A 16,446-nucleotide genomic window follows, 5' to 3' on the forward strand; every position below is an offset into this window, starting at 1 on the left:
TTTCTGAGATCACCCACTCGGAGTGTTAGGCCCGCTTGGCGGCATGAGCCGACGCTTGGCAACCGAGGCGATGAACATCTCAATGGGGCCGGAAGCGACTGTCAGCTTTCAGGCTGGGCAAAACAGCGCCCCCTTGCGTCCAGCGTAGTGCGGACCGCTTTGCGCCGATTCCGTTGAAAGAGTCCGACGCACCGCAAAGTCGGCGCCGCGGGGCGGGCCTCTCGTCAGGGCGCAGCATTAGGTGTACCATTTTGGCCCTGTTGGTCCGGGGCCGGGTGATGATCGTCCCTCCATTGAACCGGAAACTGCTGGCGATCCTGGCAGCGGACATGGTCGGCTATTCAAAGGCGATCGAGATCGACGAAGCTGGCACCATCGCACGCCTGAGGGCTATCCGGGCCGATGTGACCGATACGGCGATCGCTCTGCACCAGGGTCGAATTGTCAAGCTGCTAGGAGATGGCGCGCTTGTCGTCTTCGACAGCGTGGTCGATGCGGTGATCTGCGCAGCCGAAATTCAGAAGGCTGTGGCCGTTCGCAATGGTGGATTGCCGGAGCATGAGCGGATTGTGTTCCGCATCGGGATAAATCTTGGCGATGTGGCACTGGTGGATGGCGATGTGTATGGCGACGGCGTCAATATCGCCGCTCGCCTAGAGCAGCTTGCCGAGCCGGGCGGAGTAATGGTGTCAGGTACGGCCTACGACCATTTGCAGGGCAAGCTTGATTGGCCACTCGATTTCGTTGGCGAGCAGCATGTCAAGAACATCAACCGCCCCGTGCGGATGTACCGGGTGAGGCTCGATGGCAAGCGGGTGCGTTGGACCTTACGCAAGGCGATGCCGCGCTGGACCAGGACGGCTGCGGCGGCCGTCGTGGTGCTGGCTCTGGCGGGTGGAGGGACCTGGTGGTTCTTTCAGCCCGCGCCACTGGGGGCCAAGCCGTCGGTCGCGGTGCTGCCCTTCAATAATTATGGCGACGACGAGGTCACCGGTCGTTTGGCCGATGGATTGACTGAGGATATCATCACCGACCTCGCACGGTTTCCCGAACTTGAGGTCGTGGCCCGGAATTCGACGGAAGTTTACAAAGGCAAGCCGGTGGATGCCCGCCAGGTCGCAAGTGCGCTCCATGTCGGCTTCGTGGTGGAAGGCTCTATCCAGCGGCAAAATGGGCGGGTGCGGGTTACCGCGCAGTTGATCGATGCACAAACCGGCAACCATCTTTGGTCGGATCGTTGGGACCGGCCCGCTGAGGACGTGTTCGCCGTCCAGACCGAGATTGCAGAGCAAGTCACCAACCGTCTCGGCAACGGCGTGGGGCTGATTCAGGGAGCGGGGCGGGCTGCGGCGAAGCGTAAACGGCCGGACAACTTGACTGTCTATGATTACTATCTGCTCGGAACCGAAAGGATTGAAAAGATTACCGCAGCCGATGAGGAGGAGGCTATCAGGCTGCTCAACCTCGCTGTCGCGCTGGACCCCGGGTTCGCCCGCGCCTGGGTGGAACTTTATCATGCTCATAACATATTGGCTGGCTTCGGTATCAATCCCGAGAGTGAGATCAAGGCGGCTGCCGATGTAGCCGAACGCGCGGTGCGGCTCGATCCGAGCGACGCCGAGGCGCACGCCGTTTTTGGCATGAGCCTCAAAGAAATGGGCGACAACGCCCGCGCCAAGGTCGAGATGGACACGGCCCTCCGCCTCGCTCCGGGTTCGGCCGAAATCCTGACATTCTATTCCGGCTACGCGGCAGGCTTCGACGAACCCGAACGCGGCGCTCAGTTGGTCGACCAAGTTATACGGCTCGACCCGAATTACCCGATGTGGGCAACTAGTTTCTACTCCACGGCCTATTTTATGGCTGGCCGCTATGAGGACGCCGCGAAGATGCTGGAGCGCAAGACGCCCGATAACTACGGCAAAGGGGATTGGGTGGTGCGTAGCAGCTCCCTCGCGGCACTGGGTCGAACCGATGAGGCGGATGCTTCAGTCAGGGAAACCCTCAAACGGTATCCGGACCTGACCATCGAGGGCCTGGTCAATGAATTCAGCTCGAGCAAGAGGGAACGCGGTCGTTTCATCGAGACAATGCCGCTCGCCGGCTTCCCGCTTTGCGCCAAGCCCGACGGGCTGGCAAAGCTCGCCAAACCAGTGCGACTACCGGAATGCGAGACGGGGGAGGCGCAGCCTCTCGGGCAGCCATAGAACAGCTCGGCCTGAGCGCTGACCGCCCGGTGAAATGAGCATCCCTACAGTGAAAGCCGGCTCGGCAAGTGAAGTCTGGCCAGTGGCGGTTATTCCTGCCCCAGTTACCCGCTCCAGAACGGTCACTCGTCGAGCCAGTATTGGCGGGGACAGCCGAACTGGCGCGAAGCGACAGATTGGCGCTTGGCGACAAATGCCAGTGCGAAGAGACTCCGGGGCGAGCTGTTCGCTTTCACACCAGGCAGGATCGTGTAACCCTGATCGACCAGTTGCAATTTCAGCTCGCTGAGATGCCGTTTGAAGCCGTTCTCGATTTGGCTCCGAGGGTAGCGCCATCCGTTCCTGCACGCTCGGATCAGAATGTCGGAATACAATTCGGCACTAACGGCTCTCACAGCATCTTCGGAAATCAGCTTGCCGCCAGATTGCGTGCCTTCGGACAAGCACGGTCCAACCGACAGAGGCAGCACCAGCATTGCGGCAAAGATAGATGACTTTGTCATGGACACCTCCTGCTTCCTGAATGGATCGGGATTCTGCGACCCGACCAAACCCCGTCGACAGGAAAGCCTAGAATTGGTGGCGGTCGGATAGCATCGTGCAAATGCAGTGTTTTCGAGATCGCATCTGTAGTATTTTGCCGTGCCGGGTCGGCCACAACTCGTAGCGAATCGGAGACTTGAAGCGATGCTTCGCGCCGTGAGCAATCCTCTGACCAGTCTGTCGGACCGGGAGCGGGTGGTCGCTGGAAAATTCGCCGAGGGGATGACCTACCGTGAAATCGGCGAGACGCTCTTCATAGCGCCGACTACTGTTCGGACCCATCTGTCGGCCATATACCGGAAACTCGATATTCGCAGCAAAGTAGCGCTTGCAAACTTGCTTGCCGACCAACGCGAGCAAGACACGGGCCAGGCATCATCCGGTGGCCTTTCGGTAGAGGCTTCTGGGCCAACAGTCGTTGCGGTTCTCCCTTTCGACAATCTGAGCGCGGACGAGCGATGGAACCGCTTGGCCGATGGCTTGTCGGCGGACATCATGGTCGACCTCGCTCGCTACCCCGACCTTGCGGTCATCGCCCGCCAGACCATGCTCTCGTACAAGGGACGGCGCGATGACGTGCTATCCATCGGGCGGGAACTGAATGCGGATTATCTACTTGAGGGGACCTTGCAGGCGGCAGCGCAGCAGCTGCGGATCTGCGTCCAACTCGTCGACGCGCGCACTGGAGTCGATTTGTGGACGGCCCGCTATGATCGATCAGCGGAAGACCTGTTTGCGATGCAGGACATGGGCACCGAAAACGTCGTCAACGTCCTTGCTAGCTGTTGCGGCAAGCTCGCAAAACTTCGACGCGATGTTGTCCGCCGAAAACACCCCGCCAGCCTACGTGCCTATGACTACTATCTGCTCGGCGTCGAGCAGCACAATTTGTACACGCACGCTTCGAATGCGGAAGCGGTGCGGCTTCTGACGCGTGCCATCGAGCTCGACCCTGGACTTGCCAGAGCCTGGACAGTACTGGGGCTGGCGCATGCCGTCGCCGCCATCAATGCGTTCACCAACGACCCTTCCGACGCAAAGGAGCAATGGAAACTGTGCCTCGAACGAGCTTTGGCGCTCGACGCGGGTGATACCCATGCACGCATATGTCTAGCCGAGCTTCGAGCCTTGCAGGGCGATCTCGATGCCACAGCAAGAGAACATGATCTTGCCTTGGCGGCCGCCCCGCACGATGCCGATACCCTCGCCTTGCTTGCCGGAGGAAAGGCGTTCGTGACAGGCGACCCGCGGGAAGGATATGAACTGGCGAAGCGCGCGATCCGTCTCAATCCGTATGTTTCCTGGTACTATAGCATGCTTGGCCGATCGAGCTTCGTTGTAGGTCTCCTCAGGGAGTGCCTGACCGCGTTCAGCCAAGCACCGCCGGACTCGCCTGCAACGCTGCTGTTCCAGGCCATGGCGCACGCCATGCTCGGTGAAACACCCCAGGCAATAAAGATTGCCAACCGGTTGGCGAGAGAATTTCCAAACACTTCGGCCGAAGGGTTTATCGGCTCCTATCCAGTCACCAATCCTCCCGCTATTGCCGCGATCCGAGAGGGTGCCCGCCGCGCGGGGCTGGCAAGCTTCAATTGAGATACCATTGCGGAGACCTCGGCGAGACCAGGCGAATCCTAGCCACAATGCTGATTGCGTATGGTGCCTTAGAGGCTGTCGGCTACGCGCAGGCGCAAAATCTGCTCACCATCATCGCACCAGTCTCCGGTCAGACTGCCGATGGGACGCTCTCCTTTTCCGGGACGGCTTTCGTCAACAGCATTACACGGCGCGGAACTATTAGCGGACAGACCAATACCGGGGTCGAATGCCGAGGGACGGCTATCGTCAATCTTACGTTCTCGCATGGAGAAGGGACGATCGTTTGCGGGCAACTCTCATCCCGGTTCGTGTTCTCGCTGACCAGCAGACAACCCCCAGCTGGCACAGGAGCGGGAACCCTTTCCGACGGGCGCAAGGTGATGTTGAGAATAGGACAATGACCACAAATCGACCGCCCTTTTGTCAAGAAATGGCGAGCTGAAGCATTGATGTAAGTGGGCTGACTATTACTCTTGCCAAGGCCGACGGAATCCGAGCCCATCGATGACCTCGCACGGGGAAACGGAAGCCCCCGAGCCCGGTTGTAGCGGATCACGGGTGGGCAACGCTTTCTCATAGCGGAAGTTGAACATCAACCGCGAGCAATAGCCCTACGTTTTTTCGAGCGGATGGCTTAGGCTCGTCGCATGGGACTATTGACCTTCAGCATAAACGTCACCCTGGACGGCTGCGTCGATCATGAGGAGGGAATCGCTGACGACGAGACGCACGCGTTCTTCACCCGCCTTATGGACGAGGGCGGGGCGATGCTGTGGGGCCGCATCACCTACGAGATGATGGAGAGCTACTGGCCGGCGGTGGCTCGCGGCGACGTGGAGGCGCCGCCGGCGTTACGCGAGTGGGCGGTCAAGCTGGACGCCAAACCGAAGTACGTGGTGTCGTCGACGCGAACGGACTTCCCGTGGGCCAACAGCCACCACATCGCCGACGACCTGCGAACAGGCGTACAGAGGCTCAAGGACGCGACTCCGGCCGGCGTGCTCCTCGGTAGCTGCAAACTCGCGACCGAGCTGGACCGGCTGGATCTGATCGACGAATATCAGCTCCTCGTCCATCCCAGGATCGCTGGCCACGGCCCGACCCTGTACCAGGGCGGGCTGCCCAGTGCGCGACGGCTCGAGCTGGTCTCGGCAAAGCCGCTCCGCAACAGCGCGGTCGCTATGCACTATCGGCGCGAGCGCTGACTCCGAGCAGCCTCAACGCGCCCAACTCGGGGGCTTGCGTGTCGCAGGAGCGCCGCCGATTAGCAGTCGGCTTTGGTCGCCTGGCGGCCTGGATGAGACCAGATGCACCCAAGCGCCGGGCCGTCTGTAGCGGAGACCTCGGCTGGCTGCGCGTACTGGCGGGGTGACTATTCTGCGCGCCATTTGTGAACAAACTGGACACTCCTGCCGGAGCCGCCCCGCCGCCCATCGCCAGACCTTCCAGTAGCCAGCTTGGTCGAGGTCAATCGGCGACTTCTGCTTCCAGGACGTCCCCTTGCCTTCGGCCACCGTCAGACCGGCGAGCTGCTCGATAACGGCCAGGCGATAGGCCATGATGTCGATGGAACAGCTTCGAAAACGCGGCCGGGGTCTCGTAGCCGACACGGGTCGCAATCCTTGCAATCCCCTCGTCGCTTGTTTCGAGCAGAAACGCAGCCTCCGACATGCGGCGTGCGATCAGATAACGGTACATGGACTGGCCGACGAGGTTGGTGAAGCGAGCTGAAAACGCCGAGCGACCGAGCCCCACGCGCTGCCCTAGGTCGCCAAGGGTCCAGGGTTGATCCGGCCGTTCGTGAATCAACTGAAGCGCCGGTCCTATGTGCGGGTCCGCCATTGCCCCTAGCCACCCGCCTTCTCCGGAATCGAGAGACTTGATCCAGCTTCGCAACACCTCGACGAAGAGCACTTCTGTCAGTCGTGAGAGTGCGACGTCTTGGCCGGGACGCGCAAGCGCCGACTCGCTCACCATGCGTTGCAGAATCGCCTCGAGCCATCCGCCGTCTTCCGTCGGCTTCAGGAGAAGCAGGGGGGGAAGTAATTCCAACACACTGCCGCGCGAGGGCCGCTCCACAGTGAAATTGCCACAGATCATCGTCGAGAGCGGCTGCGCGTTGCCTCCATGACGAACGACGCCAAGACGTCCGGGCAGTCGACCGAGATCCGGAATCGGTAACGGCTTCGTCCGGCGGTCCGAATAAATCAGGTGAGGCTCGCCGCGTGTGACGACGACAAAGTCGCCCGCGGTCATGTGGAGTTCTCGTCCCTCATCAAGCTCGAGGGTAGCTGAGCCACGACTGAGATAATGGAACAGGGCGTAGGGGCGCGCTGGCAATGCCAGATTCCATGGATGGCCGAGCTCGAAGTGGAAGAGCAGAGTCCCACCGAGGCGAATGCGATCGAGCACTTGGGCGAGGATGTCCATCCTCCCGATGTTAATACGACGGACGGTCAGACACAATATTCGGACGATTGATGGCTAACGTCCGAATGCTCCATGTACTACCTGATCTCAAGTCGAGCCAACAGGTCGCGCGGCAAACCATTACGCAAACGGCAGATGGGAGAACCGCGACTTTTGCCGACACGCCTGCCCCGGACCCGCGTCGTCCGTCATCTCAACAGGAGCAATCAATGCGAAATCTTCTACTCTCAGTCGCCACCGTCCTCATGGCCGGAGCAACACTTGCCGCCCCCGCCCAATCAGCTCAACTGCCCAAGGGCGCGGCTCACAATATCGTGCTCGTCCATGGCGCTTTCGTCGACCAGACGAGTTGGAAGCCGGTTGCCGATATCCTGACGAAGAAGGGCTACAACGTAACGCTCGTCGAAAACCCGCTCACCTCCCTCGCAGCGGACGTCGATGCCACCAAACAGGCGCTCGCGAAACAGAACGGGAAGACCGTTCTCGTTGGCCACTCTTGGGGCGGTGTGGTCATCACCCAAGCAGGCGACGATCCAAAGGTCTCGGCGCTCGTCTATGTCTCCGCATTCGCGCCCGACGTGGGGGAATCTCTTGCGAGCTTATCCAAGAGCGGTCCGGCAACCGAAGGCGCCGCGGCGATCCATCCCGACGAAAAGGGCAACCTCTACATCGATCCCAAAGTGTTTCCTTCGGCAGTCGCGGCTGACCTTCCTCCGGAGATCGCCGAATCCTTGGCAAACCATCAGCTCCCGTTGAACCACACGGCGTTCGAGGCTCCCGTCGATATAGCAGCTTGGCGCGACAAGCCGACGTTCTATGTGATCAGCACGAAGGACAAGGTCATCGCACCCGAGGTCCAGAAGATTTTCGCCAATAGGATGAAGGCCCAGACGACGGAGGTCGCCGGCAGCCATGCCTCTCTCGTCGTCCACGCGAAGGAAGTCGCCGCCGTGATTGAAAAGGCCGCACTCGTGAAGTGACGATACCGCTCCCGGCACTTTCGTGCCGGGAGCACACGTGCTCGGCAGACTGCGGCATGCCTTGGACCGCGAGCCGCTCAGACCTAGCCAAAACCGCACCAGCTAATCCTACTCGATTATTTTATGCCAAGCATCCGGAGGATGACATGACTGAGTTCGACATCGCGAGCCAGGACGCCGCCACGCTCGAAACGGCGCCCACCCGTTACATCGAAGGCAGCGGAATCCGCTTCGCCTATCGCCGTCTCGGCCCATCGACCGGAACCGCGCTGGTTCTCCTGCAGCATTTCTCGGGCAACATCGACGCGTGGGACCCCGCCGTCGTGAATGTCCTGGCCGCCGATCGACCGGTGATCGTTTTCGATAACGCCGGGGTCGGCCGCTCGACAGGCCAAACGCCCGACAATATCGCGGCGATGGCCCAAGACGCTGTCGCTTTTATCAAACTGCTCGGCCTCTCCGAAGTCGACCTTCTGGGCTTTTCCCTCGGTGGCTTCGTCGCCCAGCAGATCGCTGCCGAGCACGGACGGCTGGTCCGCAAGCTAATCCTCGTCGGCACGGCTCCGAAAGGCGGAGAGGAACACCTTTTGACGGTTCTCCAGGACGCGTTTTCCCAAACCGAGGCGCCGGACCTCCGCCTGCCGCTATTCTTCACGAAGTCGTCGGCCAGCCAGTCGGCCGGCCTGGCGTTCCTGAAGCGGGCGAAGGTGCGCAAGGAAGATCGGGACACCGATAACGGCGGCGCGGTGACGGATCCGCAGGCCAAGGCGCTTATTACTTGGTGCGCCACACCTGATCCCGAGCACGCCATTCTGCGCGCCATCCACCAGCCGGCCCTTGTGGTCAGCGGCAGCCACGACACCATGCTGCCGGCGGACAACGCCTACGCAATGTTCAAGGCTCTAAGCAACGCCCAGCTGGTCCTCTATCCCGATTCCGGCCATGGCGCGCTGTTTCAGTACCCCGAATTGTTCGTCAGCCACGTCCGGACCTTCCTGGAAGCCTGATCGGCGGTTGCATAATCCCGGCGCGATCGATCGCGCCTTTATTCTTGAGAGCTGTTGCGGAGAAAGAAATGACAATCGCAAAGGTCGAGGTTGAGCGTTTCAGCCTGACGTGTTCCAAACCATTCGACGCCGTTGTGGCCGCGCTCAAGTCAGCGGTCGGGCAACCTGACATGGTCGAATTTTTCAAGGAGACGAGGGCTGCAAATTCCTTCTCGGATTTGGAGCGCGTTGTGCAAAACGGCCAAGGCCGCACAGGTCTCATGCTCTTCGCGGAATTCGACTTGGGCGCCATTCTGCGCCGCGAGACTGGACGCGACACTCCTAAGAGCATGCGGTTTTTGGTGGGCAATCCACTCATCATGAAAGAAATGGTCAAGCACGTTCCCGATGCTGGATCTTACGCCCCGGTCACAATCCTTCTTGATCAACGTCCCGATGGCGTGCATGTCTCTTATGACAAAATGGAGAGTTATCTGCTCTCTTATGGTAATTTGGAGGCTCTTGCGGTCGCCCGCGATCTTGATGCGAAAATCACAAGCTTGTTGCACGAATGCACGAGCTAAACTCTCCTGGTGACGCTTCAAACGGACGGAAGTGAGAGTCCGTCCCGAACACGCATGACCTCCATGGCGGCGACGGCGTTGAGGAAAGCGGTCGCCGAAGCGATGGTGGCTCGGCATCCTTCCGGGTCGTGCGGAGCGGCTCAGTACAGTATCGCTTCGAGAGACGGTGACAGCCCCGCGAGCGAGCCGTTCCGTCTCGGCGGCACCACTTGCGTCACGACGCGACCTGCGCTTCACCTAGCGAGCTCGCGAGATCGATCGAACTCACCCGCAGCTCTGCGCCAATGGCGGACGTTCGGTTGACAGACGTTCTCAGAGGCGCGGCTTGCACGAGACGCGACATCTTAGTTATCGCCTCGCCAAGTGTTGCCGTGTTCGATCTTGTCGCGTGAGAGCAAGCAGCACTAGAAAGCAGGCCATTTGCTAATCTAACAAAGTACAATAGGGTGACAATCAGAGGGGGCCTAATGACGAGCGGAACGGACATTCTTGATGCCGCCGTCATCGGTGCCGGTTGGGCGGGTCTAGGCGTCAGTCATGCGCTGACGCAGCGCGGCTTGCGTCATAGAGTGTTGGAGCGAGGTCGCATCGGTGAGACCTGGCGGACCCAGCGCTGGGACTCCTTTCGGGTAAACACACCTAACAGCCAAACGGTCATGCCCGGGGATACCTATGTCGGCCCCGATCCCGACGGTGCAATGACAAGCGGTGAGTTTGTTACGCTGTTGGAGGACTATGCAGTCCGGTATGGCCTCCCGGTGGAAACCGGCACGCCGGTGACGGAACTTGTTGCGAGCGGCGGCCTGTATCGGCTGGCCCTTCCGCACGGCCCCTTGTGGGCGAGGACTGTGGTGATCGCAAGCAGCAACCAGAATTGCCCGGCGCGCCCACCTTTTTCTGCGTTGCTGCCGCCGGAAGTCCAACAGATTGATGCATCGGCCTACCGCAACGCATCTCGTCTCGACAGCGGAGCCGTGTTGGTGGTCGGTAGCGCCCAGTCGGGCGGCCAAATAGCCGAGGACTTGGTCCAGGCGGGGCGAACTGTCTTTCTTGCAACGAGCCGGGTCGGCCGACTGCCTCGAATGTACCGAGGCAGTCACATCAGCGTCTGGATGGTTCTTAGCGGACTGATAGATGTGACGCGCAGCGAAATACTTCAGCAGGGCCCCATCCCTGGAAGGCCGCTGACAGGTGCGCTCCATACGATCAGCCTGCAGTCCCTCAGTGCGCAAGGCGTTGTCTTACTGGGTCGCTTCACCGGCGTCGACAACGGCCGCCTCTCGTTCAGCGACGATGCAGAGGAGCATGTTCGTCATGCAGACGAGGGCTCCGCTAGAATTCGAAGCCATATCGACGAGTACATCGCGCGCAACGGGATCGACGCCCCAAGGGCTGAGCCGGACCCGGCGGAGGTGATTGGCGCGCTTCTGCCGAATCCACCAGTCCGATTAATTGACCTCGCCGCGCGGGGGATCACAACGGTGATCTGGTGCACCGGGTTCAGAGGGGATTTCGGGTGGGTGCGCGTTCCCAATGCGCTCGATGCGCAAGGGCAACCATTGCACGAGGGCGTGTTCGCGGGCGCCCCTGGCGTGTATTTTGCCGGCCTGCCTTTCGCGATCTCGCGACGGTCGGGCACAATATTGGCAATCGCGCAAGAAGCAGCCCTGTTGGTCGAGGATATCCAGCGTCGTTTGGCAGACACCTGCCCCTGACGTCCCGATTCAGTGTGCGGACTCTGAGCGATCATCCGGCAGGCGGCTTCCTCCATCTCGCGAGGACCAAGCCACGAAGGTGAATGGCCGCTGAGGGTCAATAGCGGACCCCGAGTGCCCAGTGTTGCTCTGGGGTGGTGGTGTAATGGCGCGCCCGAAGAGATTCGAACTCCTGACCCCCAGATTCGTAGTCTGGTGCTCTATCCAGCTGAGCTACGGGCGCGCAACAGGCCATGCTTTCCATGACCCCGCTAGCCGATCGTGAACGACCGGCCGCGACGAGACGTGTTCCCTAGCGACTGATTTTCCGAAAAGCAAGCCGATCCGGCAAAAGTTTTGTCGCAGGTATGTCATCCGGTGACGGCGGTCAGGATTCCGCCGTGTTCAACAGGGCCCGAAGTCGAGCTCAAACGCGATCCCTGGTGGGAAGAGCTCCGACCCAGGGGAAATGGGCACCGGGCCTGCAGGGGAAGAGCATCGGGCGAAACAGCGCCCGAACCATCACGCCGGGCGGCGCAGGCCGTTGCGGGCCTGGTCGAGCCGGACCGGCTGGTCGGGGATGGTGACCGCGAATGTGGTGCGCCCGCCAATGCTTTCGACCAGCTCAACAGTGCCGCCATGCGCCCGGATCAGTTCGTGCGCGATCGCCAGGCCAAGGCCGGTGCCGCCGCTGCGGGCCGAGCCGCGAAAGGCCGCGAACAGGTTTTCCCGCGCCTTGGGTGGTAAGCCGGGGCCGGTGTCGGTGACGACGATGCGGCTGACGCTGCCCAGCCGCACTGCCGATACCGCCAGGCGCCGGACCAGCGCGCTTTCATTGTCTGCGGCCATGGCCTGCACGGAATTGCGGCACAGATTGGTGAGCACGCGGAACAACTGCTCGGAATCGGCATCCACCTCGAAGCCCGGCTCGATCGCATTGACGAACTCGATGCCCTGCTCGATGTCGAGCAGGCCGTGCACATCCTCGACCAGCTGGCGCAGCCTGAGCCTGCGGCGCGACGGCGGCGGCTCCTGGGTGCGGCCGTAGTGAAGCACGCCTTCGGAGTAGGAGACGGCGCGGTCGAGCGCGCGCAGCAGTTTCGGCGCGAAGGCCTGCACGGTCGGGTCCTTGACCTGGCGCAGGCGGTCCGACATCAGCTGCGCCGAGGCCAGGATGTTGCGCATGTCATGGTTGATCTTCGACACGGCCAGGCCGAGGTCGGCAAGGTGCTTCTGCTCGGAGAGCATCTTTTGCAGCCGCTCCTGCATCTGCGACAGTTCGCGCTCGGCGACGCCGATCTCGTCGGCGCGGGCGGCGGGATGGATGATGCGTCCGGGATCGTCCGGCGCCTCGGAGAAGGACAGCATCGAGCGCGTCATCGTCCGGATCGGCCCGATCATGATCAGGTCGATCGCGGCATAGACCAGCATTGCGGTGAACAGCGAGATCAGCAGCGAGACGAAGGCGACGTTGCGCGAATATCGCAGCATGGCATTGCGCAGACTGTTGTCCGGCATGATCAGCTCGAACTCCTTGTCGCTGTCGCCGACCGGGCCGAAGACGCGCAGCATCCTGTGGCCGCCGAAAAACAGCGTGTCGAGCGCGCCGGTCATGCCCTTGATCATGCCGATCGAGGCGATATCGATGTGTTCGTCGACCTGCGGCGGCATCTCGGCCACCACCAGCAGCCGCGACACGCCGCCGTCACGCACCGCGATCGCCTTGGCGCCGATCGCCATCAGCACGTCGTTTTGGGCCGCACGCGACAGCGAGGTGGATTCACCTTGCACCAGCACGATCGACACCGCCGCAGCCGTGCTCAGCCGCTCCTTCAGCCAGTTCAGCCGGTAGCTGGCGATCCACGGCAGGAAGATCAGCACTTCGGCCAGAAGCACGAAAACGATGGTGAGCAGCAGCAGCTTGGTCGACAGGCCGCGCGACAGCGGCACGGTGCGCCCGGCGGTTGGCGCCGCCGTGTCGATCCGTTCCTCCGCCTGTATGGTTTCGCTCATGCGGCTATGTCTTCACGATCACTTGATCAACGCAGATTAGGCGATTACGGCTTTTTTACCAATTTCATCCTTGGCCGGAAACAAAAACCGGCCTGGACGACGACCGGCTTCGGCCTGGCGACTCCGGATTGACTTCCAAAACCCTTCTTTCTATAAGCCCGCTCACGCTCGGGCCATTCGTCCCGGCGCGGTTTCGATCGCGCCAAAACCGGCCCGGCAAAGCTCCTGTTACACAGTGACAGAATCAAGAAGGGCCGCACCCCGCGGTATTAAAACAAATGAAGCGTACCTACCAACCGTCTAAACTCGTCCGCAAACGTCGGCACGGCTTTCGTGCCCGCATGGCCACCAAGGGTGGTCGCGGCGTCGTCGCAGCTCGCCGCAACCGCGGTCGCAAGCGGCTCAGCGCCTGAACGGAAGACGAGATCGTTGCCCGCATCCGGCAAGCCAGTGGGACCAAATCCCAAGCGGCTTCTGAAGCGCGCCGAATTCCTGGCCGTCCGTCGTGGTGAAAAGCGACGCGGGCGGCTTTTTCTCGTTGAAGTTCTCGACCGTGGCGACGGCCTGTCGCCGCGCGTCGGCTATACCGTCACCAAGAAGGTCGGCAATGCGGTTGTCCGCAATCGCGTCCGGCGACGGCTGCGAGAAGCGGTCCGTACACATGCCGCAAGTGACATGGCGCCTGGCAATGACTATGTCATCGTCGGGCGCGAAGATGTGCTGACCATTCCGTTCGGCCAGTTGAAGGCCGAACTTTCCCGCCGATTGCGCGGAACACGATAGGCCAAGGGCTTTCGATGGAAAACAACCGGAACTTCTTCATCACCATCGCGCTGTCGGTGCTGATCCTGGCGGTATGGCAATATTTCTATGTCTTGCCGCGCAGCGAAGCCCAGCGCGAGGCGGCCCGCGTCGAACAGCAGCGCGTCGAAGAGCAGAAGAAGGCCGCCGACGCCGCCAATCCAGGCGCCGGTACCGCAACGCCCGTCGCACCTGGCGCCATTCCGAACGCACCCGGCGGCAACGCGATTGCGGCGGTCGACCGCAACCAGGCGCTGGCGGCAAGCAAGCGCGTCAAGATCGATACGCCGAGCCTCGAGGGCTCGATCAACCTGACCGGCGCGCGGCTCGACGACCTCAAGCTCAAGCATTACACCGAAACCGTCGACAAGAATTCACCCGAGATCGAGCTGCTCAACCCGCAAGCGCTGGCGACGGGATATTTTGCCGAGATCGGTTTCGTCGGCAACGACAAGACCGGTGCGGTGCCGGGTTCGGACACGGTGTGGAGTGTGGACGGCAATCCGACGCTGAGCCCGTCGACGCCGGTCACGCTCACCTACACCAATGACAAGGGCCTGACGTTCAAGCGCACGTTCTCCGTCGATAACGACTATATGTTCACGGTTTCGGACACGGTGCAGAATTCCGGCAGCAGCGCCGTTTCGCTGTTCAACTATGGCCGCGTCACGCGCTATGACAAGCCGGCCGTCGCCAGTACCTACGTGCTGCATGAAGGTTTGATCGGCGTTACCGGCACCGAGGGCTTGGCCGAATACAAATACGCCAAGATCGAATCCGAAAAGCAGGTCACTCCGGGCAAGTCGACCGATGGCTGGCTCGGCATCACCGACAAATACTGGGCCGTCACGCTGGTGCCGACCGAGAAGCAACCGTTCCAGCCGCGCTATGCCTTTTTCGACGATGGTCGTCACCGCTACCAGTCCGACTTCCTCACCGATGCAATCAATGTCGATGCCGGCCAGTCCGCGACAGTCGAGACAGAGATCTTCGCCGGCGCCAAGGAAGTCGCCAAGATCAACGCCTATGAGACCGACCGTCACATTCGCCAGTTCAATTTGGTGATCGACTGGGGGTATTTCTATTTCATCACCAAGCCGATGTTCTGGCTGATCGACACGCTCTACAAATTCTTCGGCAATTTCGGCCTGGCGATCCTCGCCACCACCGTCATCGTCAAGGCCATCTTCTTCCCGCTCGCCAACAAGTCCTACGCGTCGATGGCGAACATGAAGAAGGTACAGCCCAAGATGCTCGAGATCCGCGAGAAATACGCGGACGACAAGATGAAGCAGCAGCAGGCGATGATGGAGCTGTACAAGACCGAGAAGATCAACCCGCTGGCCGGCTGCTGGCCGGTGGCGCTGCAGATCCCGGTCTTCTTCTCGCTCTACAAGGTGCTCTACATCACCATCGAGATGCGCCACGCGCCATTCTTCGGCTGGATCCAGGATCTGGCGGCACCCGATCCGACCTCGATCTTCAATCTGTTCGGCCTCGTGCCGGTCACTTTGCCGCACATGCTGATGATCGGCGTCTGGCCGCTGATCATGGGCGTCACCATGTTCCTGCAGATGCGCATGAACCCGACGCCGCCGGACCCGACGCAAGCCGCGATCTTCACCTGGATGCCGGTCATCTTCACCTTCATGATGGCGGGTTTCCCGGCCGGTCTCGTCATCTACTGGGCCTGGAACAACACGCTGTCGATCCTGCAGCAGGGCGTGATCATGAAGCGCCAGGGCGCCAAGATCGAGTTGTGGGACAATCTCGTGGCATTGTTCCGAAAGAAACCATCGCCAGCGGAATAGCAGGCCTCTCCTTCCATCAAAGCCCCGGCTGGTCCGGGGCTTTTTTATTGGCCACAGGCGGGGTCACGTTCCCGTGATCGGCGAAACTGAAAGCGGTCGCGGGGCGTGACTGCGTGTGCATTTCCAAAGGCTATCAATCCCGATCAGCCCTCACCCGGAGGAAGACCACATGCGCTTGCCGTCATTCAGGACCATTGCCCTTTCCGCACTCGTCGCCGGCGCGACGATCGTCGCTCCAGCCTATGCCAAGAACCCCAATGTTGGTGGCGCGCCGATGTACACCACCAAGACCATCGTCGAGAACGCCGTCAACTCGAAGGACCACACGACGCTGGTCGCCGCCGTCAAGGCCGCCGGCCTGGTCGACACCCTGCAGGGTGCCGGGCCGTTCACCGTCTTTGCGCCGACCAACGAAGCGTTTGCCGCGCTGCCGAAAGGCACCGTCGACACGCTGCTCAAGCCCGAGAACAAGGACCAGCTCACCAAGGTGCTGACCGCGCATGTCGTGGCCGGCAAGATCTCCGGCAAGGACATGATGGCCAAGGCCAAGGCAATGGGGGGCAAGTATGAGATGAAGACCGTCTCCGGCGATACGCTGACCGCCGAGGTCAAGAAGGGCAAGCTCTACATCATGGATGAGTCCGGCGGTGAGGCCAAGGTGACGATCGCCGACGTCAACCAGTCGAACGGCGTCATCCATGTCGTCAACAAGGTGCTGCTGCCGAAGTAACGGCTTCCGGCGCAGGGGATCAAGGCAGGTCCGTTGGGCTTTCTCGGGCCAGCCATCCCCACCTCATG

Annotated in this window: 14 protein-coding genes and 1 tRNA gene; 11 read left to right on the forward strand and 4 right to left on the reverse strand. The window is 61.2% G+C overall.

What is annotated here, in order from left to right; translation table 11 throughout:
• Positions 1 to 278: 278 nt before the first annotated feature.
• Positions 279 to 2,207, forward strand: coding sequence for an adenylate/guanylate cyclase domain-containing protein (locus AC1D08_RS00985; protein ID WP_477422629.1), 1,929 nt, complete (start codon positions 279 to 281; stop codon positions 2,205 to 2,207).
• A gap of 122 nt (positions 2,208 to 2,329) precedes the next feature.
• On the opposite strand, the gene AC1D08_RS00990 is transcribed toward AC1D08_RS00985, so the two are convergent.
• Positions 2,330 to 2,716: a hypothetical protein gene (locus AC1D08_RS00990; protein ID WP_477422409.1), complete on the reverse strand. Its 387-nt coding sequence runs from the start codon at positions 2,714 to 2,716 to the stop codon at positions 2,330 to 2,332.
• 178 nt (positions 2,717 to 2,894) lie between these two features.
• Between AC1D08_RS00990 and AC1D08_RS00995 the strand changes: the two genes are divergently transcribed.
• Together AC1D08_RS00995 and AC1D08_RS01000 are read left to right on the forward strand one after the other, a co-directional pair.
• Entirely contained in the window at positions 2,895 to 4,346 is a 1,452-nt protein-coding gene (locus AC1D08_RS00995; protein WP_477422411.1) for a LuxR C-terminal-related transcriptional regulator, read from the forward strand.
• A 650-nt stretch (positions 4,347 to 4,996) separates the two neighbouring features.
• Positions 4,997 to 5,554 carry a dihydrofolate reductase family protein gene (locus tag AC1D08_RS01000; RefSeq protein ID WP_457155462.1) on the forward strand — a complete coding sequence of 186 codons (558 nt, stop codon included), beginning with the start codon at positions 4,997 to 4,999 and terminating at the stop codon, positions 5,552 to 5,554.
• A gap of 262 nt (positions 5,555 to 5,816) precedes the next feature.
• On the opposite strand, the gene AC1D08_RS01005 is transcribed toward AC1D08_RS01000, so the two are convergent.
• A complete protein-coding gene (locus AC1D08_RS01005; RefSeq protein ID WP_477422413.1) occupies positions 5,817 to 6,779 on the reverse strand; it encodes a cupin domain-containing protein in 963 nt (320 codons plus the stop codon).
• 209 nt (positions 6,780 to 6,988) lie between these two features.
• Here AC1D08_RS01005 and AC1D08_RS01010 point away from each other — a divergent pair, with 209 nt between their 5' ends.
• The 4 genes from AC1D08_RS01010 to AC1D08_RS01025 all read left to right on the forward strand — a co-directional run bounded on the left by AC1D08_RS01010 (position 6,989) and on the right by AC1D08_RS01025 (position 11,044).
• Positions 6,989 to 7,759 (forward strand): alpha/beta hydrolase, encoded by a 771-nt coding sequence (locus AC1D08_RS01010; protein ID WP_477422631.1) that lies wholly within the window; start codon positions 6,989 to 6,991, stop codon positions 7,757 to 7,759.
• Positions 7,760 to 7,905: 146 nt separating this feature from the next.
• Positions 7,906 to 8,766, forward strand: a complete 861-nt coding sequence (locus AC1D08_RS01015; protein ID WP_457151962.1) for an alpha/beta fold hydrolase — start codon at positions 7,906 to 7,908, stop codon at positions 8,764 to 8,766.
• Between the two features lie 68 nt (positions 8,767 to 8,834).
• Positions 8,835 to 9,329 (forward strand): DUF302 domain-containing protein, encoded by a 495-nt coding sequence (locus tag AC1D08_RS01020; protein WP_457151961.1) that lies wholly within the window; start codon positions 8,835 to 8,837, stop codon positions 9,327 to 9,329.
• Positions 9,330 to 9,796: 467 nt separating this feature from the next.
• Positions 9,797 to 11,044 carry a flavin-containing monooxygenase gene (locus tag AC1D08_RS01025; RefSeq protein WP_477422416.1) on the forward strand — a complete coding sequence of 416 codons (1,248 nt, stop codon included), beginning with the start codon at positions 9,797 to 9,799 and terminating at the stop codon, positions 11,042 to 11,044.
• A gap of 146 nt (positions 11,045 to 11,190) precedes the next feature.
• On the opposite strand, the gene AC1D08_RS01030 is transcribed toward AC1D08_RS01025, so the two are convergent.
• A tRNA-Arg gene (locus AC1D08_RS01030) sits at positions 11,191 to 11,267 on the reverse strand.
• A 278-nt stretch (positions 11,268 to 11,545) separates the two neighbouring features.
• Entirely contained in the window at positions 11,546 to 13,036 is a 1,491-nt protein-coding gene (locus AC1D08_RS01035) for an ATP-binding protein (RefSeq protein ID WP_457151959.1), read from the reverse strand.
• A gap of 278 nt (positions 13,037 to 13,314) precedes the next feature.
• Between AC1D08_RS01035 and rpmH the strand changes: the two genes are divergently transcribed.
• The 4 genes from rpmH to AC1D08_RS01055 all read left to right on the forward strand — a co-directional run bounded on the left by rpmH (position 13,315) and on the right by AC1D08_RS01055 (position 16,378).
• Positions 13,315 to 13,449 (forward strand): 50S ribosomal protein L34, encoded by a 135-nt coding sequence (gene rpmH, locus AC1D08_RS01040; protein ID WP_008833937.1) that lies wholly within the window; start codon positions 13,315 to 13,317, stop codon positions 13,447 to 13,449.
• A gap of 16 nt (positions 13,450 to 13,465) precedes the next feature.
• On the forward strand, positions 13,466 to 13,819 hold the full coding sequence (rnpA, locus tag AC1D08_RS01045) for a ribonuclease P protein component (protein ID WP_111545239.1): 354 nt from the start codon (positions 13,466 to 13,468) through the stop codon (positions 13,817 to 13,819).
• A 14-nt stretch (positions 13,820 to 13,833) separates the two neighbouring features.
• Positions 13,834 to 15,648, forward strand: a complete 1,815-nt coding sequence (gene yidC / locus AC1D08_RS01050; RefSeq protein ID WP_477224979.1) for a membrane protein insertase YidC — start codon at positions 13,834 to 13,836, stop codon at positions 15,646 to 15,648.
• A 169-nt stretch (positions 15,649 to 15,817) separates the two neighbouring features.
• Positions 15,818 to 16,378 carry a fasciclin domain-containing protein gene (locus tag AC1D08_RS01055; protein WP_457151957.1) on the forward strand — a complete coding sequence of 187 codons (561 nt, stop codon included), beginning with the start codon at positions 15,818 to 15,820 and terminating at the stop codon, positions 16,376 to 16,378.
• The last annotated feature ends 68 nt before the right edge of the window (positions 16,379 to 16,446 follow it).

This window comes from Mesorhizobium sp. P2_E6, assembly GCF_056403835.1.